The organism is Arcticibacterium sp., from assembly GCF_055134445.1.
The window spans coordinates 1-14,179 of sequence record NZ_JBSRVI010000183.1 but is presented as its reverse complement, the minus strand read 5'-3'; the positions used below and the strand labels follow the sequence as shown (position 1 = coordinate 14,179).

The following is a 14,179-nucleotide window of genomic DNA, read 5'->3' as shown; positions in this document are numbered from 1 at the left end:
TGGGATCATCTGCCGCCAGAATGCATCATTAGTTGGGTGCTGCAGCGACTTTTGAAATAGAGGAAAAGGCCGGCCTTCCAAACTATCTAATGAGCGGTAGGTGCTTCCATTTTTGTACCATTTACCCATCACGCCATCCCATTTTTCTTGGTCTGAAAAGCCTTTATAATCAGGTATGTTTGAATCGGTTACAAAGTGCAGCCAACGCAAGGTGAAATTGGCGACAATGCCGTTCTGAATAGGGAAGTCTATACCAGGTGCAACTGGTACCATCGGGACAATAGTTTTTAAAGCAGGATGCAGTTTTTTGCTAGCTGCCCATTGGCTAAAGCCCAAATAACTTGCACCATACATGCCAACTTTTCCATTGCTCCATGGCTGTTTGCTTATCCAATCAATGATATAATAAATATCATTGGCTTCATGTTCAAATGGTTCTACAGCCTCATGACCAATTCTTACACCACGGGGATTTGCTACAATACTTACATAGCCTTTTTTTGCGGCTGCTTCGCTCATACTTACATCATTGCCAGAATATATACTGTATACCAACACAGCAGGTTGTTTGGTTGTAATATTTGCCTCCCGCAAAATGGTTAATGCTATCCTTCCACCATCAGGCATTATTACAATTACACTATCATCAAGAATATAGTCTTTGTTCTCGATGTTTAGGTTCTTCTCTTGAGCAAACGAAAATTGAACTGAGATTAATAATAAGGCGGTCAGAAAAAATTTATTCATGATTGGATTTTTTTGTTTTTAATTACGCTCAACGTCCCCGCTATGAAACGTGTCCCGAAGGGCATGTTTTTATAGCGATTGTTGGCGGTAGTTTTTTATTTATTCATTTTGATAAGAGTCATAAATCTCTTTGTTATCATAGTAGATATATTCTGCTTTTCCGTTTTCTATAGGCTCGATAAAATTGGTTACAAAATGAGTCTTGAATTCTTCCACGGAAATGGATTTAAAATGCTCTATGTCACCTTTGTCCACTCCGCTAAAAAGTCCGCCCGTGATATGGCCATGTAGAATCTTTTCAAGTCTTAGCTTGGTTCTGCTTGAGTCAATTGAAATAATGGTCGAAAGTGCAGTAACGTCTGCACGGCTTTCGTCTACAATGTCAAAGTGCAAGTAAAAAAGACTGTCTGTTAAGTTTTTCTTTAAGGTGTCGCTATAACCATGTCCTGCTTGCATCGAATTGAAGAGGTCAGTTTTACTCATTTCCAATTCATATTCTTCATTCACATTTATGTTCAATTCCACTTTTTCTCTTGGTAATGTCGTTGCCCAAATTGCGAACAGACTGATTATTCCCAAAGGAATCGTTAAATACTTTCCAATTTTTTGTTCTGTGCAAAGTTGCTTTTGGAAGTATAGAAATGAAAATGGAAGAATTAAAAGAGCGAATAAGTCAGTGTAGTCAATCACTCTATTGAATCCAACTCCAATGGTCTGAGCTAAATTGATTACTTCTTGTGAAAATGGAGACTTCCAAAACAGGAATAAAGCAGCTGTTCCGATATATATTGTTTTAGTCCATTTAATTCGTAGGCTTGATAAGAAATATGGAAAAAGGAAAAGCCCTGCTATGTCAGAGAGTTTACCTGTCAAAAAGTTCGAGAACTCATATTTCAGATAAAAGTCATTTAATAGCAATAACCCCAAAGCCAAAATGAACAGTGGTCTTGATAATATGTCAGGTCTTGAGTGTTTCATTTTAATTACCGCCAACAGCGATATATCAGGACATATGTCTGATATATCGCAAATATTTTATCTAATCTAGCAGGTTTTTAATTACTGCAAAAGTATTTACTGCCACATGCGTGTAGATTTCTGTTGTTTTAGAGCTATGATGACCCATTAAAACTTGAATCTGCCTTAAATCTACCCCTTTTTCTAATAAGTGCGTCCCGAAACTATGCCTTAACATATGCGGTGTGACTCGTTTTTTTATGCCCGCTTTTTTAGCCGCATTTTTCAAAATATTTTCGATGCTCTTAGCACTGTACTGGCTCTCATTTGGGCCTTCAAAAAGATAAGTCTTTGGTTTCCATTCTTTAAAATACGTTCTTAGGTCTATTAATACGTTGGTAGATAAGAGTGTTAATCTGTCTTTGTTTCCCTTTCCTTTATTCACGCGAATAACCATTCTTTTGCTATCTATATCCTTGATTTTAAGGTTTATAAGTTCGCCCCTGCGTAGGCCTGCTGAATATAAAAGGCTTAGGATACACTTATGCTTAATATTATTGGTATGTTTGATAATATTGACTATTTCTTCTTTAGAAAGTACTTCTGGTAAACTCTGGTCTTTCCGAGGCCTATCTATTTTGTAAAATCTATTGGGCATTCCCATGACCACTTCGTAATAGAACTTTATAGCGTTTATAGCCGTATTCAAGCTGCTTTTCGAGAGCTCTTTTTTTGTCAATACCTGAAGGTAGTTTTGGATGTCTTGTTCGTCTAAGGAATTCACGTCTTGGCCATTGAAATAATTCATGAATTTCTCAAAATTGGCCACATAGCTCCTCGCGGTATTTTTACTGTAATGGTTTACTTCAAGTTTTTGTATATATGAATCAGGACAAATTGATTTTTTCACCAATGGTGCAATCACCTGCTTTTCTTCCTGTTTTCCTCTACTGTTTCCGTAAAAAGTACTCCCATTTATCCAAGCGACCCCTCTGAAAGTATTATATACTAGCTGTAGGTTGTCTTTATTGTTTGGTAGTGTGGCCATACTAAAAGTAGGGCTCCATTTTACTTCAGGAATTTGTTTTACTAGGGCATTAATAACCTTGTCAGGGTAAAATTGAAGCCCAATCTTCCTTTTACCATTAATCATCAAATGCTTTAGCGTGATATATTTCATTTATTTGAGGTCTTAGGTGACAATAATTAAATAAAATTAACTAATGATTAATAGATAAATACAGAACTTTCTTATATATATTCGTTTGTAAACGTTTCATAACCGTTATCAAACTGTTCTTTTTTGTGTATATTAGTGAATTGATAAACAGTTGGTTGTGCTAATTAACCGTTTATAAGTATAACACATGCTAGGCAAATGTAAAATATGTAAGAGTCCACTTTATGGAAGGAAAGGCAAAGTTTTCTGTGGGCAGCCGTGCAAAAACTTTTATCATAGCCGGCTAAGAGAGGTCACCAAAAAGCAGGCCTTTTCCATAGATAGGCATTTGCATAGAAACAGGTCAATACTTTTAGAAATAATGGGGAAGAAAAGCACTAAGCTAAAGGTGCCTAGAATACTATTGGAAGACAAGAATTTTCATTTTAAATACATGACACACTACCATATTAACGCTCAAGGTAAAACCTTGCATTACTGTTATGATTTTGGTTACATGGAATTTTCTGATGATGAAATTCTAATAGTAAGAAACCCTAAATAAATACCACCTCATCTACCAGTTCTTGGCCCATTTCTTTATTGATGAGGCTAATCAATTTCGATTTAGCCAATACCAGTTCTTGGCGGAGTGGGGCAGAGGTAATCCTCAGAAAAAGCGTGCTGCTTTTAATAAATATCTTGTCGGTTCTGGATGCTATCGTTTGGCCCATTATTTTCTCCCAAGAGGCCACAAGGTGGGTTTCGTTGTATTTGGATTTTAGATTAAAAGATTCCAAGAAGTCATTTAAGGCATCTTTCAAAGGCATAGCCTGACTATTTCTGGTACTTTTTCTCACTGATTTATATTGATTCACTGTTTACCTAAGTTACGAAAAAATGCCGCATTTGCAAGTTCCGTGTGGGTGATAAAAAAAGAAAACCTGCCAGACCATTACGCCGACAGGTTTAAATAAAGTGGGTAAAATTATTTCTTTTTACCTATAGCATTTTTCTCAAAAGTAAGCTTAGCAGCTCCACCAGTTGAAATAGTAACGGTATCGTCTTCTGTACTCACTACTTTGCCATGAAGACCACCAGAGGTTACTACCTCATCGCCTGGCTTCAGTTCATTCACCATTTTTTGTTGGTCTTTTTGTTTCTTTTGCTGTGGTCTAATCATGAAAAAATACATGACCGCAAACATACCTGCCATAAGAATTAAAAAACTATAATTTCCTGCTCCAGCATCTGCTTGTAGTAATACCATTTTAATTAGTTTAAGTTTAATATTTTATTTCAAAGATTGATTATTGAGCTGTAGCAGTAGAATCTGCCGCCAGCACGGTAGCGGTAAAAGAAAGTGTTTCTTGACTGTTTGTAGCATTAGATATAACACCCACTGTCTTTTTATTGACACCTACTTTTCCGGCACTATTAAAGTTTATAACAATTTCGTCCGACTGACCCACACCCACCATTCCTACTGGCTTAGAAGCCACTGTGCAGCCACATGAAACATTTACAGCTGTAATTTGAAGAGGGTCTGTACCTGTATTTGTGAATTTAAAAGCATGGCTTACTTGGTCACCCTCGTTAAGTGTACCAAAATCGAAGTTTGATTCTTCAAACGCTATCACCGCATTAGAAGTAGTTGCCGCTTCAGCTCCTTCGGTGCTGTCACTGCTCGTATTACAAGAGAAAAGAACAAGGCCTAAAAAAAGGCTAGCAAGGATTTTCATGATTTAGATTTTATTTGAGACATTAAGTTTTCTACATCTTCCAGTAATTTTTCAGCCTTTTGACGTGCCTCATTCACTACTTTTTTTCCGTCGGCTTTGGCTTTACTATCTACATCTTTTCCGCCTGCCATTTCTATGGCTACTTCGTCGCCTCTTTCTATAAGGTCTGCTATAAATTCTTCTAGCTGACCTCGGTATTTGCCTAGCTTTTCTGCTAGTCTGTCTCTAGTGATTTCACCTTTTTCTGGTGCATATAATATGCCTATGGCCGTACCGGCGGCTATACCAGCTAAGAAAGCGAAAAACGAACCTGATGATTTGCTCATATCTATAATTGATTTAGTGCTTAAAATTATCTCAAAAAGCCATTTAAGGCAATTTTTACCGTTTATTTATTATCTAACATGCCACGTCCAGACTTCTTGATTTCGCCATTGGAAACCAACTCTTTCGACAGCTTATCTAAAACACCATTCACAAACTGCCCACTTTTAGGTGTACTGTATTCTTTGGCTATTTCAATAATCTCATTAATGGTCACTTTTACAGGAATACCAGAACACTCCATCATTTCTACCAGTGCCATTTTCAAAAGAATCTTGTCTGTCTCTGATATTCTATCATACTCCCAGTTTTTTAAACTTGGCAATATCATTTTCATCAGTTTATTTTCTTCTTTAACGCAGTTTTTGAAGAGTATCATCAAAAAATCTTTGCGTTCTTGCCATGTTTCATCTGCTCTGGCTATGGTGAGTTCTTTAGTTTCTTCATAATTCTGGAAACTGTGAGCCACCATGGCTCTTAGGGTTTCTTTGTCTTCCGACCAATAGAGGTGGTATCTTTCAAAGAAGTTGCTAGAAATATCATTTTTTAGAAAAACATTTTTTACTAAGTATTTCAACAAAGCAATCTCTTCCTCTAATGTATGATTTAGGTTTTGACAGTATTCTTGGTATTTAGGATTGACTTTTAGAACCTGATTGTAAAGACTTTTTACAAAGTCAATCTCTTCGTCCCAGTTGAACCCTAACCTTAAGTTAAGCAGTTCAAAGTCTTTATTAACATCAAGTTCCTTCAATAGTTTGTTAGAACTCAATCTACTTTTACCTTCATGATGAATGTCTTTGTCTGCCATTTCTGCCAGAGCCACATAAAGGTTCATGAGCATAAGATAAACTTCAAAAACCTTATCGGCATCTTTCAAAGTTCTTATGGTAAAGTTATCAAAATCTGTCCGATTTCTTTCTAAAAAGAAGCTACTGGCTTTTCTTACGACTTCTTTTACTTCTTTTGGTAGCTCAAAATCTTCGGTATCACCTGCTATCGAGAAATCGTCTTGAAGCTGCTGAAGTCCCAGTCTTGTTAAACCCTGTAATTTTACTCTATCCTGAACTTCCATGGAGTTTAGATCCGGTGCAAAAGCCTCGTGGATTAAGTCTTGAGCTAATAGAAAATTAGCTTTTTTAGACTGCTCGTAGGCATATAAAGATTGCATAGCCCTAATTCGAATCAGACGTCTGTTCAGCATATTTGGTCAAAGAACTGTTAATTGTGCCGCAAAGATAATTAAAAGGATTTGAAGATAAATGGCTAATTCGGCCTAATTTTGAAAGTATCTCATATAATTAATCTAAGAATTGGCCTTGAGCTACAAAACACATCGTATTTTTATCTCTTTTTTACTGCTTTGCCTTTCGCTAAGTAGTTTGCCGCTTTCGGCTCAAAACAAGCTCAGTTCACAGGAAGCGAAGAAAGACTTGGACTTTCTGTATAAAAAAATGATGCAGATTCATCCTGGATTGTTCCGGTATCAGAAGGCAGAAGATTACGAAAATATCTTTAAAGAGATTAAGGAGTCTTTAGTGGATTCTGTGAGTTATTTGGACTTTTTTAATAAAATGGCTCCTTTAGTTTATGAGGTAAAGGATTTACATACCAGTCACACGCACAGTAAATCTTGGAGCAAGGAGCATCCCAATGTCCTGCCGTTCATTACAAAAAACATAGCGGATAAGAATTTAATTCAATATAACGCATCTTCAGATACGACCTTCTTAAAAGGACTGGAGTTAATAGAAATTGACGGAAAGCCTATAGCGGAAATTAGAGATGAACTGAAACAGAAAATAGGAACAGATAATGGGAATATTGTGGCAAAAGAGCTCTATTCCTCTAGACTGCTTTATGCCTATTACCCCAAATATTTTGAATTAAAGGATTCTGTAAGTCTAGTAACACGCAGTATTGAAAATGACTCCATAACACCTTTTAAACTGGCCACGATATCCAAAAAGAAGATGGGGGCTATCATTGCCATGCAATATCCAAAACAGCTTAGGAAAAATCTCCATTACAGCGTGATAGATTCGAGTTTATCCTTGGCTAAAATTGATATTACATCTTTTGTGTTAAAAAACTCACCACTAGATGTTTTTCAATCCAAGTTTGGAAGAAAACTAAAGAAGAATTTCAAACAAATAAAAAAAGATGGTATTGAGAATTTGGTGGTGGATTTAAGAAGTAACGGTGGTGGCTATATTCCTAATGTGGGTAAGGTACTCAAATATCTGGTAGATGAGCCCTTTAAGCTTGTAGACACCATGTCATTCAACAGAAGGGCTTATTACAAGATTTTTTCTCCCTTTAATGTTTTGCCCCCTTTAGTGGCTCCGTTTTATTTTAATAAGAAAGACGACGAGTATAGATACCGAGCCAATGGTAAGCCACCTAAGAAAAAACCTTCTAAATGGACCTTCGACGGAAACCTGTATGTGTTTATGGATGGAGGTTCTTATTCTGCTACAACTTTTACTATAAGTGTTTTAGATGATATGGGTAGAGCTACTTTTGTAGGCGAAACGCCTGGAGGAGCCAACTGGGGCAGTCATGCAGGAAGCTGGTATATAGCCAAATTACCCCATAGTAAAATCAGGGTTAGGATTCCGGAATACCGTATCGTACATACAAGAAAAAAACGAGCCTATGAACCTTTTTTTGTAGAGCCCGATATTCCAGTAGAATATACCTTGGAAGACTTTAACAAAAACATAGATAGTTACGAAAGGGTTTTGATAGAGAATTTGAAAGAAGATTAGACGAAATTCAATACTTCAAAGTCCGTTAAATCATCATTAAAAGAAGTGAAAATGGCTGGATAGCCTAGGTCTACTTTACAGATTTCCTTATCTTGTCCTATGGCTTTAGCGGGCCTTTCGGTAGCCATGTCAATAGCTGTTTCTAGTGGAATGTCGACCAGTTCTACAGCATTTTTAATACAATCCCCCATAGAAACGGCAGAGCCAGCCAAGTTACCATCGCTGTTGATGTATTGGCCATCTACAAGGGTCGCATCAAACTCTTCCCATTGAAATTTGAGTTTCTTTTGGCCTAAGAAAAGAGCATCCGAAATGATAAATAGCCTGTCGGGCTTGGCGTTAAAAGCTACTTTAGCGGCATCAAAATCGCAGTGTTTCCCGTCTAAAATAATAGGTGCCCAAATCTCCTTACGAGCAAGTGTAGCTCCTACAAGACCCGGTTTTCTGTGGTGCAAACCGGACATGGCATTAAAGAGATGTGTCACCAGATTGATACCCAAATCAAAGGCCTTGTTGGCTTCTGTATTGGTAGCATCAGAATGACCTGCCGAAATGCAAATGCCCGAATCTTGTATCATTTCTATTTGTTCGTCTGTAAACTGTTCAGGGGCAATCGTCATTATTTTAATGAGATCTTTGCCTGCTTCCAAAATACCTGCCAGTTCTTTATTGCTTGGTTTTCTGACATATTTGGCCAGATGTGCCCCACGTTTTACTGGATTTAAGAATGGCCCTTCCAGATGTAAACCCACCACGCCTGACTTAGGATTTTGGTTCATGTATTCCTTAATAGCCGTTAAACCTTTTAATATATTTTCTGGCGAGGAAGTAATGACGCAGGGCAAAACGTAAAACGTCCCCGTTTTTACGGAGGCCGTAAAAATATCGTCAATGGCTTCTATACTTACTTCTTCTGTCAAATAGAGTTTCTCGCCACCATTAATATGTGTATCAAAAAACGGTGCAGCGATGTTTTGATAAGTAGGATTGCCTTCATGGTTTACAATCGCCGTTATTTCACCATTTTCAAAAGAGATGGTTTTATTATTTAAAACGGTTCCGGCCGTAAAAAGTCTTTTGGTAGAAATGGAAGGCATTTGGCTTGATATTTTTGTAGTTTAAAGGTAGTACTCTTAGGCTAGTTTTAAATAGATGGAAATAATATTTTGAGAAAAAAAATGGAGAATAGTGTGATATTTCAGCGTGAGCTACGACTAACTAATTGAATTCAAAAAAAAACGGTTTGAATACAGAAAAAGCATTTGTAGAATCTATAAAAGAAAATGAAGCCCTCATTTACAAGGTGACTGCCGTTTATGGGAATGATGCGGAAGATAGGAAAGATTTGTACCAAGAAATAGTGCTGCAACTGTGGAAGGCTTTTGAGAAGTTTAGAAACCAGTCGCAAGTTTCCACTTGGCTTTATCGCGTAGCACTTAATACCGCCATCACAAGGTTAAGAAAGAAAAGGAATCAAGGACAGATGGTGGCTTTAGATGCGGGATTGAATATTTTGGAAGAAGCTTATGACCCGCTTTTAGAAGAAAGAAGTAAGCATCTGTATAGGCATATAAGTATGCTAAACGACATAGAAAAAGCGGTGATTTTACTTTTTCTGGAAGACAAAAGTCACCAAGAAATAGCTCAAATTACAGGACTCTCTGTGAGTAATGTGGGCACTAGAATGACACGCATTAAAGAGAAATTAAAAAAGGGTTTTGCTAGCGTTTAGTGATAGCCTTTATCTAAAAAATATAGATATGGAATTAGAAGAGATGAAAAATACTTGGCAAGAGCTGAGTATGGAATTAGAAAAGCAAAAAAAGCTTACCAATGAGATTATCCTGAAAATGGCTCATGAAAAAAGCAAGAACAGTATAGGCAAGATGGTAGTATTTGAAACGGTAGCTGGCTTGGGAATGTGTGTTGTGCTTTTGGTGGGTTTGTTAGGCAGTATGCTGAACGGTAGTTTCCAAACAACGCCGCTGGCCATTTGTGCTTTATTGAGCGGAGCGTTATTCATTTTTTCTGGCTATATATCTTGGGATTTTATTGCTAAAATGAAGAAGGTAAATCTTTTAGAAAACAGTATAGTAGAGAGTCAAAAGAACTTTTTGGTTTTGAAGAAAGCTGCAGTTTTTTATAAGAAAGTGGGACTTTACAGCAGTTTACCTACTATGATTTTCTTTATTCCCGTGGTTTTGAAGGTATTTATTGGAAAAGATATTTTTCAGGATTTCAGTGCTGCCAAAGATGATCTTTTAGCAGTAATTGGCTTTTCATTATTAATAGCTATCCCTTTAATTTTTATTCTTTTTAAGTTTTACAATAAGAATATGAAAACTACAGGTGATGCCCTGGAGCAAGCAGAAGAACTTTAAATATGATAATAGAATCAATAGCTGGTAAAGGAAGTTTTAAGCTTAGGGATGGAGGCGTATTGATAACAGAAATGATCTATGAAAATTGGTATTCTCATAAAGTATCTGACAAGCATAAAGGAAACTTTATTGAAATAAGACCAACAAGATTTTGGCAAAGTAAAGTATCGATTTTTAGGAATAGGGAAGAAGTAGGTGAAATGCAGTTTAACTGGCGAGGTCGATACAAATGAACTACGGAGATTCCAATATGCGTCAAAGAATGCGGTCCGTTAAACCCGAATTATGCATTGGAGAATCGTAATCATTTTTAAAAATCAGATATTTAAACGAGATGAGCATAGCGTTTACCCTGAGCTTGCCGATGGGAAGCAATTTCGTTACGATCCCGATTTCTATCGGGAGATTTTCTGACGCATAAAGCGGGTTAAAGAATAGATAAAATGAAAGAAGTAAAAAAGGCGATACCTGTACTCATAACAGCATTAATTTGGGCGACAGTGATGATAGTTTGTTCAAGTGCATTAAAAGAATCTGGTGCTTATGGCGAGATTAGAAATGTTCTGCTTTGCGGAGCATTTATGAACATCATGCTATGGTCTGGCAGTGCGGTTTCGGAACGGAAAGCAAGCCGTTCGAAATGTGCAGGTGAATAGGTATTCGCCTATTCCATGTCTGGTTGGATTGAGCTAAGAAAGTACCCGTTAATTCTGGTACTTTCTTAAGAATCTTTCTCAAAAAACTCACGTATTCTTCTGGATTTGTCTTTTCCAACCAAGGCTATTAACTCTTCTTCAGTAGCATTTCTTAGATTTTGAATGCTTTTGAAATGGCTCAGAACTTTTGTGGCGGTAGGTTTACCTATACCTTCTATAGATTCCAAGCTGCTGTTAATAAAACCTTTGCTTCTTCTGTTTCTGTGATGGGTAATACTGAAACGGTGAGCCTCATCACGGCAGCGTTGAATAAGCTTCAGGGATTCTGATTTCTTATCGATGTAAAGTGGGAGGCTGTCTTCTGGGAAGTAAATTTCCTCTAATCTTTTAGCAATACCAATGATGGGAATTTGACCATAGATACCTAAATCTTTTAAGGCCGAGACAGAGGCAGAAAGTTGGCCTTTGCCGCCATCAATAACTATCAGGTTTGGCAAATCTTCTTTCTCTTCTAAGAGCCTTTTGTATCTTCTGTAAACCACCTCACGCATGGTGCCAAAATCGTCAGACCCTATTATTGTTTTTGGAATATAATGACGATACTCCTTTGTGCTTGGCACGCCGTTTCTAAAAAGCACCATAGCAGAGACAGGGTTTGTACCTTGGATGTTGGAGTTGTCAAAACACTCAATATGCCTTGGTAGGTCCTTCAGCTGTAAATCTTGTTTCAGTTTTATTAGAACCCTATCACGCTTATTTGTAGCTCCGCTTTTTGCAATAGCATCTCTTTCGGCTTTTTCATGTCTATAGTACATCACATTTCTCAAAGCCATTTCTATAAGCTTACGCTTATCACCAATTTTGGGTACTATTACCTCTGCCTTTAAGTCGGTGTCTACTTCTATATTAGAGAAAATTTCTCTGGCTTGGCTTTCATATTTGAGCCTTATTTCAAACATAACCTTTTCTAATACCTCATCATCTGGCTCTTCAAGTTTTTTCTTGACTTCAAAATTCTGGGTTTGAATAATGGTACCGTTACTTATTTTTAGATAACAAACATACGAATTGTCTGCATCAGACTGAATACCAAATACATCTGCATCTTGTATAGATGGGTTTACGACAGTGGCCTTGGCCTGATAATTAAGTAAAAAATCTTGTTTTAGTTTATATTCATGAGCCTTTTCAAACAAGTGACTGGCAGCAGCTTCCTGCATTTTTCTGAGAAAATATTCTTTAGCAGGAGCCAGGTTTCCTTTTAAAATATGATGGACTTGGTCTATTTCATGCATATAGTTGGCCTCATTTTGTAAGTCTTCACAAGGCCCCAAGCAATTACCAATATGATATTCCAAGCAAAGCTTATATTTCCTAGCAGCCACGTTTTCTTCCGACAAGTTATACTTACATGTCCTGATGGTATAGAGCTGTGTGAACATGTCTAAAAGTGCATACATGGCTTTCACATTTACATATGGTCCATACATTTTTCCTTTACTTTTATCTTCAATGCGTCTCGTCTTTATAATTCTAGGAAATCGTTCATTGGTCACACATAGATAAGGGTAAGTTTTATCATCTTTTAAGAGGATGTTGAACTTAGGCTGAAGCTCCTTAATCATGCTGTTCTCCAGCAAGAGGGCTTCCCATTCTGATAAAACAACCGTGTATTCTAGTTTTCGAATACTGATTACCAGCCGCTTTGTTTTTCTGTCTGCTCGGTCAAAATTATAGAAATAGCTGCTAATTCTATTTTTGAGATTCTTGGCTTTACCTACGTAAATGATGGTGTCATTTTCATCAAAGTATTTATAAATTCCGGGCTCATTCGGAAGGAGCGGAATCTTAGATTTATAATCAAATTTGATGTTTGCCATGCTTTATTTAATGCCGAAAGTTTTCTTAATAAGATAAGAGAAAACCTTGCTTAAAAAGTTCAAAAAGTGGAAACGTTCTGGGAATGTAATAAGCCTATGTTGTTCAATTGAATTAGGTTTGGAAAAAGCAAGATATACGCTTTTGAAATATTCGGACTTTCGAAAACCTTTATCTTGAGATAAAAATAAGATTTGCTCAAAATTAAACCTTTCAAATGGGGTAGACCAACTGGCACCACGGCTCCAGTATTTTTCTGTTTTAGCTATGGAGAGGTAGCTGTGAATTCTTAGAGCGTGCTCCATATCGGATGGGATTTCTGTTAGATGAAAATGTTTTAATAAATAGAAGCCATTTAATAGAACAGTTCTCATCTTGAAGTTTTCAGACTGTATCATAATCTGTTGCCAATCTAGCTCTTTTTTAAACTTAGAGATAAAAAGACCAAAATCTACCAAGCCCTTCAGTCTTAGCCAAAATTCTTTAGCCCCATGGTGATTGAGCATGGTCCAAAATATAATTTCTGTATCATTTTGGAGTCCGAAAATATAATCTTTGGGAACAGAATAAGGAAGGAACCCATAATGAATATCCCAGTGAAGGTCAATATGAAAATTTAGTTTATAAAGAGGTATTTCATATTGTTCATTTGCCAGAATAAGATTCTGGGTTATTTCAGTAGGAGTTCCTTTAATGTCTATGCTATACTTGTACCCTTCATTCAGGAGTAAATTTAAAGTTCTTTCAAGGCTTTTTTTAGATATCAAAATATCAATATCACCAGCTTCTCTAAAACCTTTAGCATATAGGGCGTTTTGATACACAGCACCTTTAAAGGGTACCATTGGGATAGCTTCCTTTTTAAATATAGTCGCTAACCTTTTAAGTTCCATGAAATTGCTCAAATGAGCTACGGCTTGACTGGTGGAGAAGGTTTCTAGCCTAGCTAAAACATCTGAAGGGACATAGATTCCAGCGGTTTTAAGTGTTTCGTAAACAATTGGCCTTAAGGCATGAAATTCTAGTATTTGTTCAAGTTTTTTCCAATTGATTTTCTCAAAAAGCGGTCTATCTAATTCACTTTTAGGATGAAAATAAACCTTTATTATATTTAAAAGAGCTTGAACTTCATTACTTGCTTTCATACGCTGCGATCATGTTTTTAACAAAAGAATCTAAAGCATCGAAACCCTCTGGTCTTGTAAAATGAACAATCTTCACTTTCGAGGATAGTTTAACCGCAGATTTGAAATGGTTGGCATGAATCAGACCTCTTAAGATTTGGTGTGGAAGTGGAAAATGTTTTAATAGTTCTATGGGAACGTTTAGAACATTTAAGGGTTCTAACGAAGTTTCTAAAGTAAGGATATTGATGCTTCTTAAAGGAATATTTTCTGTAGGGAAATCTCCGAAGTCCTGCGTGACGAGAAACTTTTTGTGTCCTTCAAATGAAGGTTTTAAATGTTCATTTCGAATCTCGAGTCCATTGACAGTATTGTCCCAAATTTTAAACTGAGGAAATGCAGGAATCAAATGTGGTGTTTCCTGCGAAAGGTCAATGGCC

16 protein-coding genes and 1 pseudogene are annotated in these 14,179 nt (G+C 36.8%); 5 read left to right on the top strand and 12 right to left on the bottom strand.

Going from position 1 to position 14,179, the window contains the following annotated elements; translation table 11 throughout:
* The 8 genes from ACTBZY_RS24220 to nusB all read right to left on the bottom strand — a co-directional run.
* Positions 1-747, bottom strand: a 747-nt coding sequence (locus ACTBZY_RS24220; protein WP_463048986.1) for a CocE/NonD family hydrolase, incomplete at its 3' end; no start/stop codon positions are given.
* 99 nt (positions 748-846) lie between these two features.
* Positions 847-1,725 carry a hypothetical protein gene (locus tag ACTBZY_RS24215; protein WP_463048985.1) on the bottom strand — a complete coding sequence of 293 codons (879 nt, stop codon included), beginning with the start codon at positions 1,723-1,725 and terminating at the stop codon, positions 847-849.
* A gap of 61 nt (positions 1,726-1,786) precedes the next feature.
* Entirely contained in the window at positions 1,787-2,884 is a 1,098-nt protein-coding gene (gene xerA / locus ACTBZY_RS24210; protein WP_463048984.1) for a site-specific tyrosine recombinase/integron integrase, read from the bottom strand.
* A gap of 536 nt (positions 2,885-3,420) precedes the next feature.
* Complete coding sequence (locus ACTBZY_RS24205; protein ID WP_463048983.1) at positions 3,421-3,723, bottom strand: DciA family protein; 303 nt, start codon at positions 3,721-3,723, stop codon at positions 3,421-3,423.
* 128 nt (positions 3,724-3,851) lie between these two features.
* Positions 3,852-4,133: a preprotein translocase subunit YajC gene (yajC, locus tag ACTBZY_RS24200; RefSeq protein WP_463048982.1), complete on the bottom strand. Its 282-nt coding sequence runs from the start codon at positions 4,131-4,133 to the stop codon at positions 3,852-3,854.
* A 40-nt stretch (positions 4,134-4,173) separates the two neighbouring features.
* Positions 4,174-4,605, bottom strand: coding sequence for a DUF1573 domain-containing protein (locus ACTBZY_RS24195; RefSeq protein WP_463048981.1), 432 nt, complete (start codon positions 4,603-4,605; stop codon positions 4,174-4,176).
* On the bottom strand, positions 4,602-4,931 hold the full coding sequence (locus ACTBZY_RS24190; protein ID WP_463048980.1) for a YtxH domain-containing protein: 330 nt from the start codon (positions 4,929-4,931) through the stop codon (positions 4,602-4,604). The genes ACTBZY_RS24195 and ACTBZY_RS24190 overlap by 4 nt, the downstream gene beginning before the upstream one ends.
* 62 nt (positions 4,932-4,993) lie before the next feature.
* Complete coding sequence (gene nusB / locus ACTBZY_RS24185; RefSeq protein ID WP_463048979.1) at positions 4,994-6,133, bottom strand: transcription antitermination factor NusB; 1,140 nt, start codon at positions 6,131-6,133, stop codon at positions 4,994-4,996.
* A gap of 115 nt (positions 6,134-6,248) precedes the next feature.
* Here nusB and ACTBZY_RS24180 point away from each other — a divergent pair, with 115 nt between their 5' ends.
* Complete coding sequence (locus ACTBZY_RS24180; protein ID WP_463048978.1) at positions 6,249-7,700, top strand: S41 family peptidase; 1,452 nt, start codon at positions 6,249-6,251, stop codon at positions 7,698-7,700.
* On the opposite strand, the gene nagA is transcribed toward ACTBZY_RS24180, so the two are convergent.
* Positions 7,697-8,797, bottom strand: coding sequence for an N-acetylglucosamine-6-phosphate deacetylase (gene nagA / locus ACTBZY_RS24175; protein ID WP_463048976.1), 1,101 nt, complete (start codon positions 8,795-8,797; stop codon positions 7,697-7,699). The two genes, ACTBZY_RS24180 and nagA, sit on opposite strands and share 4 nt — an antisense overlap.
* Before the next feature lie 146 nt (positions 8,798-8,943).
* Here nagA and ACTBZY_RS24170 point away from each other — a divergent pair, with 146 nt between their 5' ends.
* From ACTBZY_RS24170 to ACTBZY_RS24155, 4 genes are all read left to right on the top strand, one after another.
* Entirely contained in the window at positions 8,944-9,432 is a 489-nt protein-coding gene (locus ACTBZY_RS24170) for an RNA polymerase sigma factor (protein WP_463048975.1), read from the top strand.
* A 28-nt stretch (positions 9,433-9,460) separates the two neighbouring features.
* Positions 9,461-10,081, top strand: coding sequence for a hypothetical protein (locus ACTBZY_RS24165; RefSeq protein ID WP_463048974.1), 621 nt, complete (start codon positions 9,461-9,463; stop codon positions 10,079-10,081).
* A 2-nt stretch (positions 10,082-10,083) separates the two neighbouring features.
* Positions 10,084-10,314 carry a hypothetical protein gene (locus ACTBZY_RS24160; protein WP_463048973.1) on the top strand — a complete coding sequence of 77 codons (231 nt, stop codon included), beginning with the start codon at positions 10,084-10,086 and terminating at the stop codon, positions 10,312-10,314.
* 210 nt (positions 10,315-10,524) lie between these two features.
* Positions 10,525-10,737, top strand: coding sequence for a hypothetical protein (locus ACTBZY_RS24155; RefSeq protein ID WP_463048972.1), 213 nt, complete (start codon positions 10,525-10,527; stop codon positions 10,735-10,737).
* Positions 10,738-10,802: 65 nt separating this feature from the next.
* On the opposite strand, the gene uvrC is transcribed toward ACTBZY_RS24155, so the two are convergent.
* The 3 genes and pseudogenes from uvrC to ACTBZY_RS24140 form a co-directional block, all read right to left on the bottom strand.
* Entirely contained in the window at positions 10,803-12,617 is a 1,815-nt protein-coding gene (uvrC, locus tag ACTBZY_RS24150) for an excinuclease ABC subunit UvrC (protein WP_463048971.1), read from the bottom strand.
* 3 nt (positions 12,618-12,620) lie between these two features.
* Positions 12,621-13,760, bottom strand: coding sequence for a nucleotidyltransferase domain-containing protein (locus ACTBZY_RS24145; protein ID WP_463048970.1), 1,140 nt, complete (start codon positions 13,758-13,760; stop codon positions 12,621-12,623).
* Positions 13,747-14,179: pseudogene (locus tag ACTBZY_RS24140) on the bottom strand (serine kinase); the annotation flags it as partial. The gene ACTBZY_RS24145 and the pseudogene ACTBZY_RS24140, both read right to left, overlap by 14 nt.

Bases quoted from the DNA above. Each gene is read 5' to 3' on its own strand.
- ACTBZY_RS24215 (WP_463048985.1), bottom strand. From the start codon at position 1,725: ATGAAACACTCAAGACCTGACATATTATCAAGACCACTGTTCATTTTG.
- xerA (WP_463048984.1), bottom strand. From the start codon at position 2,884: ATGAAATATATCACGCTAAAGCATTTGATGATTAATGGTAAAAGGAAG.
- yajC (WP_463048982.1), bottom strand. From the start codon at position 4,133: ATGGTATTACTACAAGCAGATGCTGGAGCAGGAAATTATAGTTTTTTA.
- ACTBZY_RS24195 (WP_463048981.1), bottom strand. From the start codon at position 4,605: ATGAAAATCCTTGCTAGCCTTTTTTTAGGCCTTGTTCTTTTCTCTTGT.
- ACTBZY_RS24190 (WP_463048980.1), bottom strand. From the start codon at position 4,931: ATGAGCAAATCATCAGGTTCGTTTTTCGCTTTCTTAGCTGGTATAGCC.
- nusB (WP_463048979.1), bottom strand. From the start codon at position 6,133: ATGCTGAACAGACGTCTGATTCGAATTAGGGCTATGCAATCTTTATAT.
- nagA (WP_463048976.1), bottom strand. From the start codon at position 8,797: ATGCCTTCCATTTCTACCAAAAGACTTTTTACGGCCGGAACCGTTTTA.
- ACTBZY_RS24165 (WP_463048974.1), top strand. From the start codon at position 9,461: ATGGAATTAGAAGAGATGAAAAATACTTGGCAAGAGCTGAGTATGGAA.
- ACTBZY_RS24160 (WP_463048973.1), top strand. From the start codon at position 10,084: ATGATAATAGAATCAATAGCTGGTAAAGGAAGTTTTAAGCTTAGGGAT.
- ACTBZY_RS24155 (WP_463048972.1), top strand. From the start codon at position 10,525: ATGAAAGAAGTAAAAAAGGCGATACCTGTACTCATAACAGCATTAATT.
- uvrC (WP_463048971.1), bottom strand. From the start codon at position 12,617: ATGGCAAACATCAAATTTGATTATAAATCTAAGATTCCGCTCCTTCCG.
- ACTBZY_RS24145 (WP_463048970.1), bottom strand. From the start codon at position 13,760: ATGAAAGCAAGTAATGAAGTTCAAGCTCTTTTAAATATAATAAAGGTT.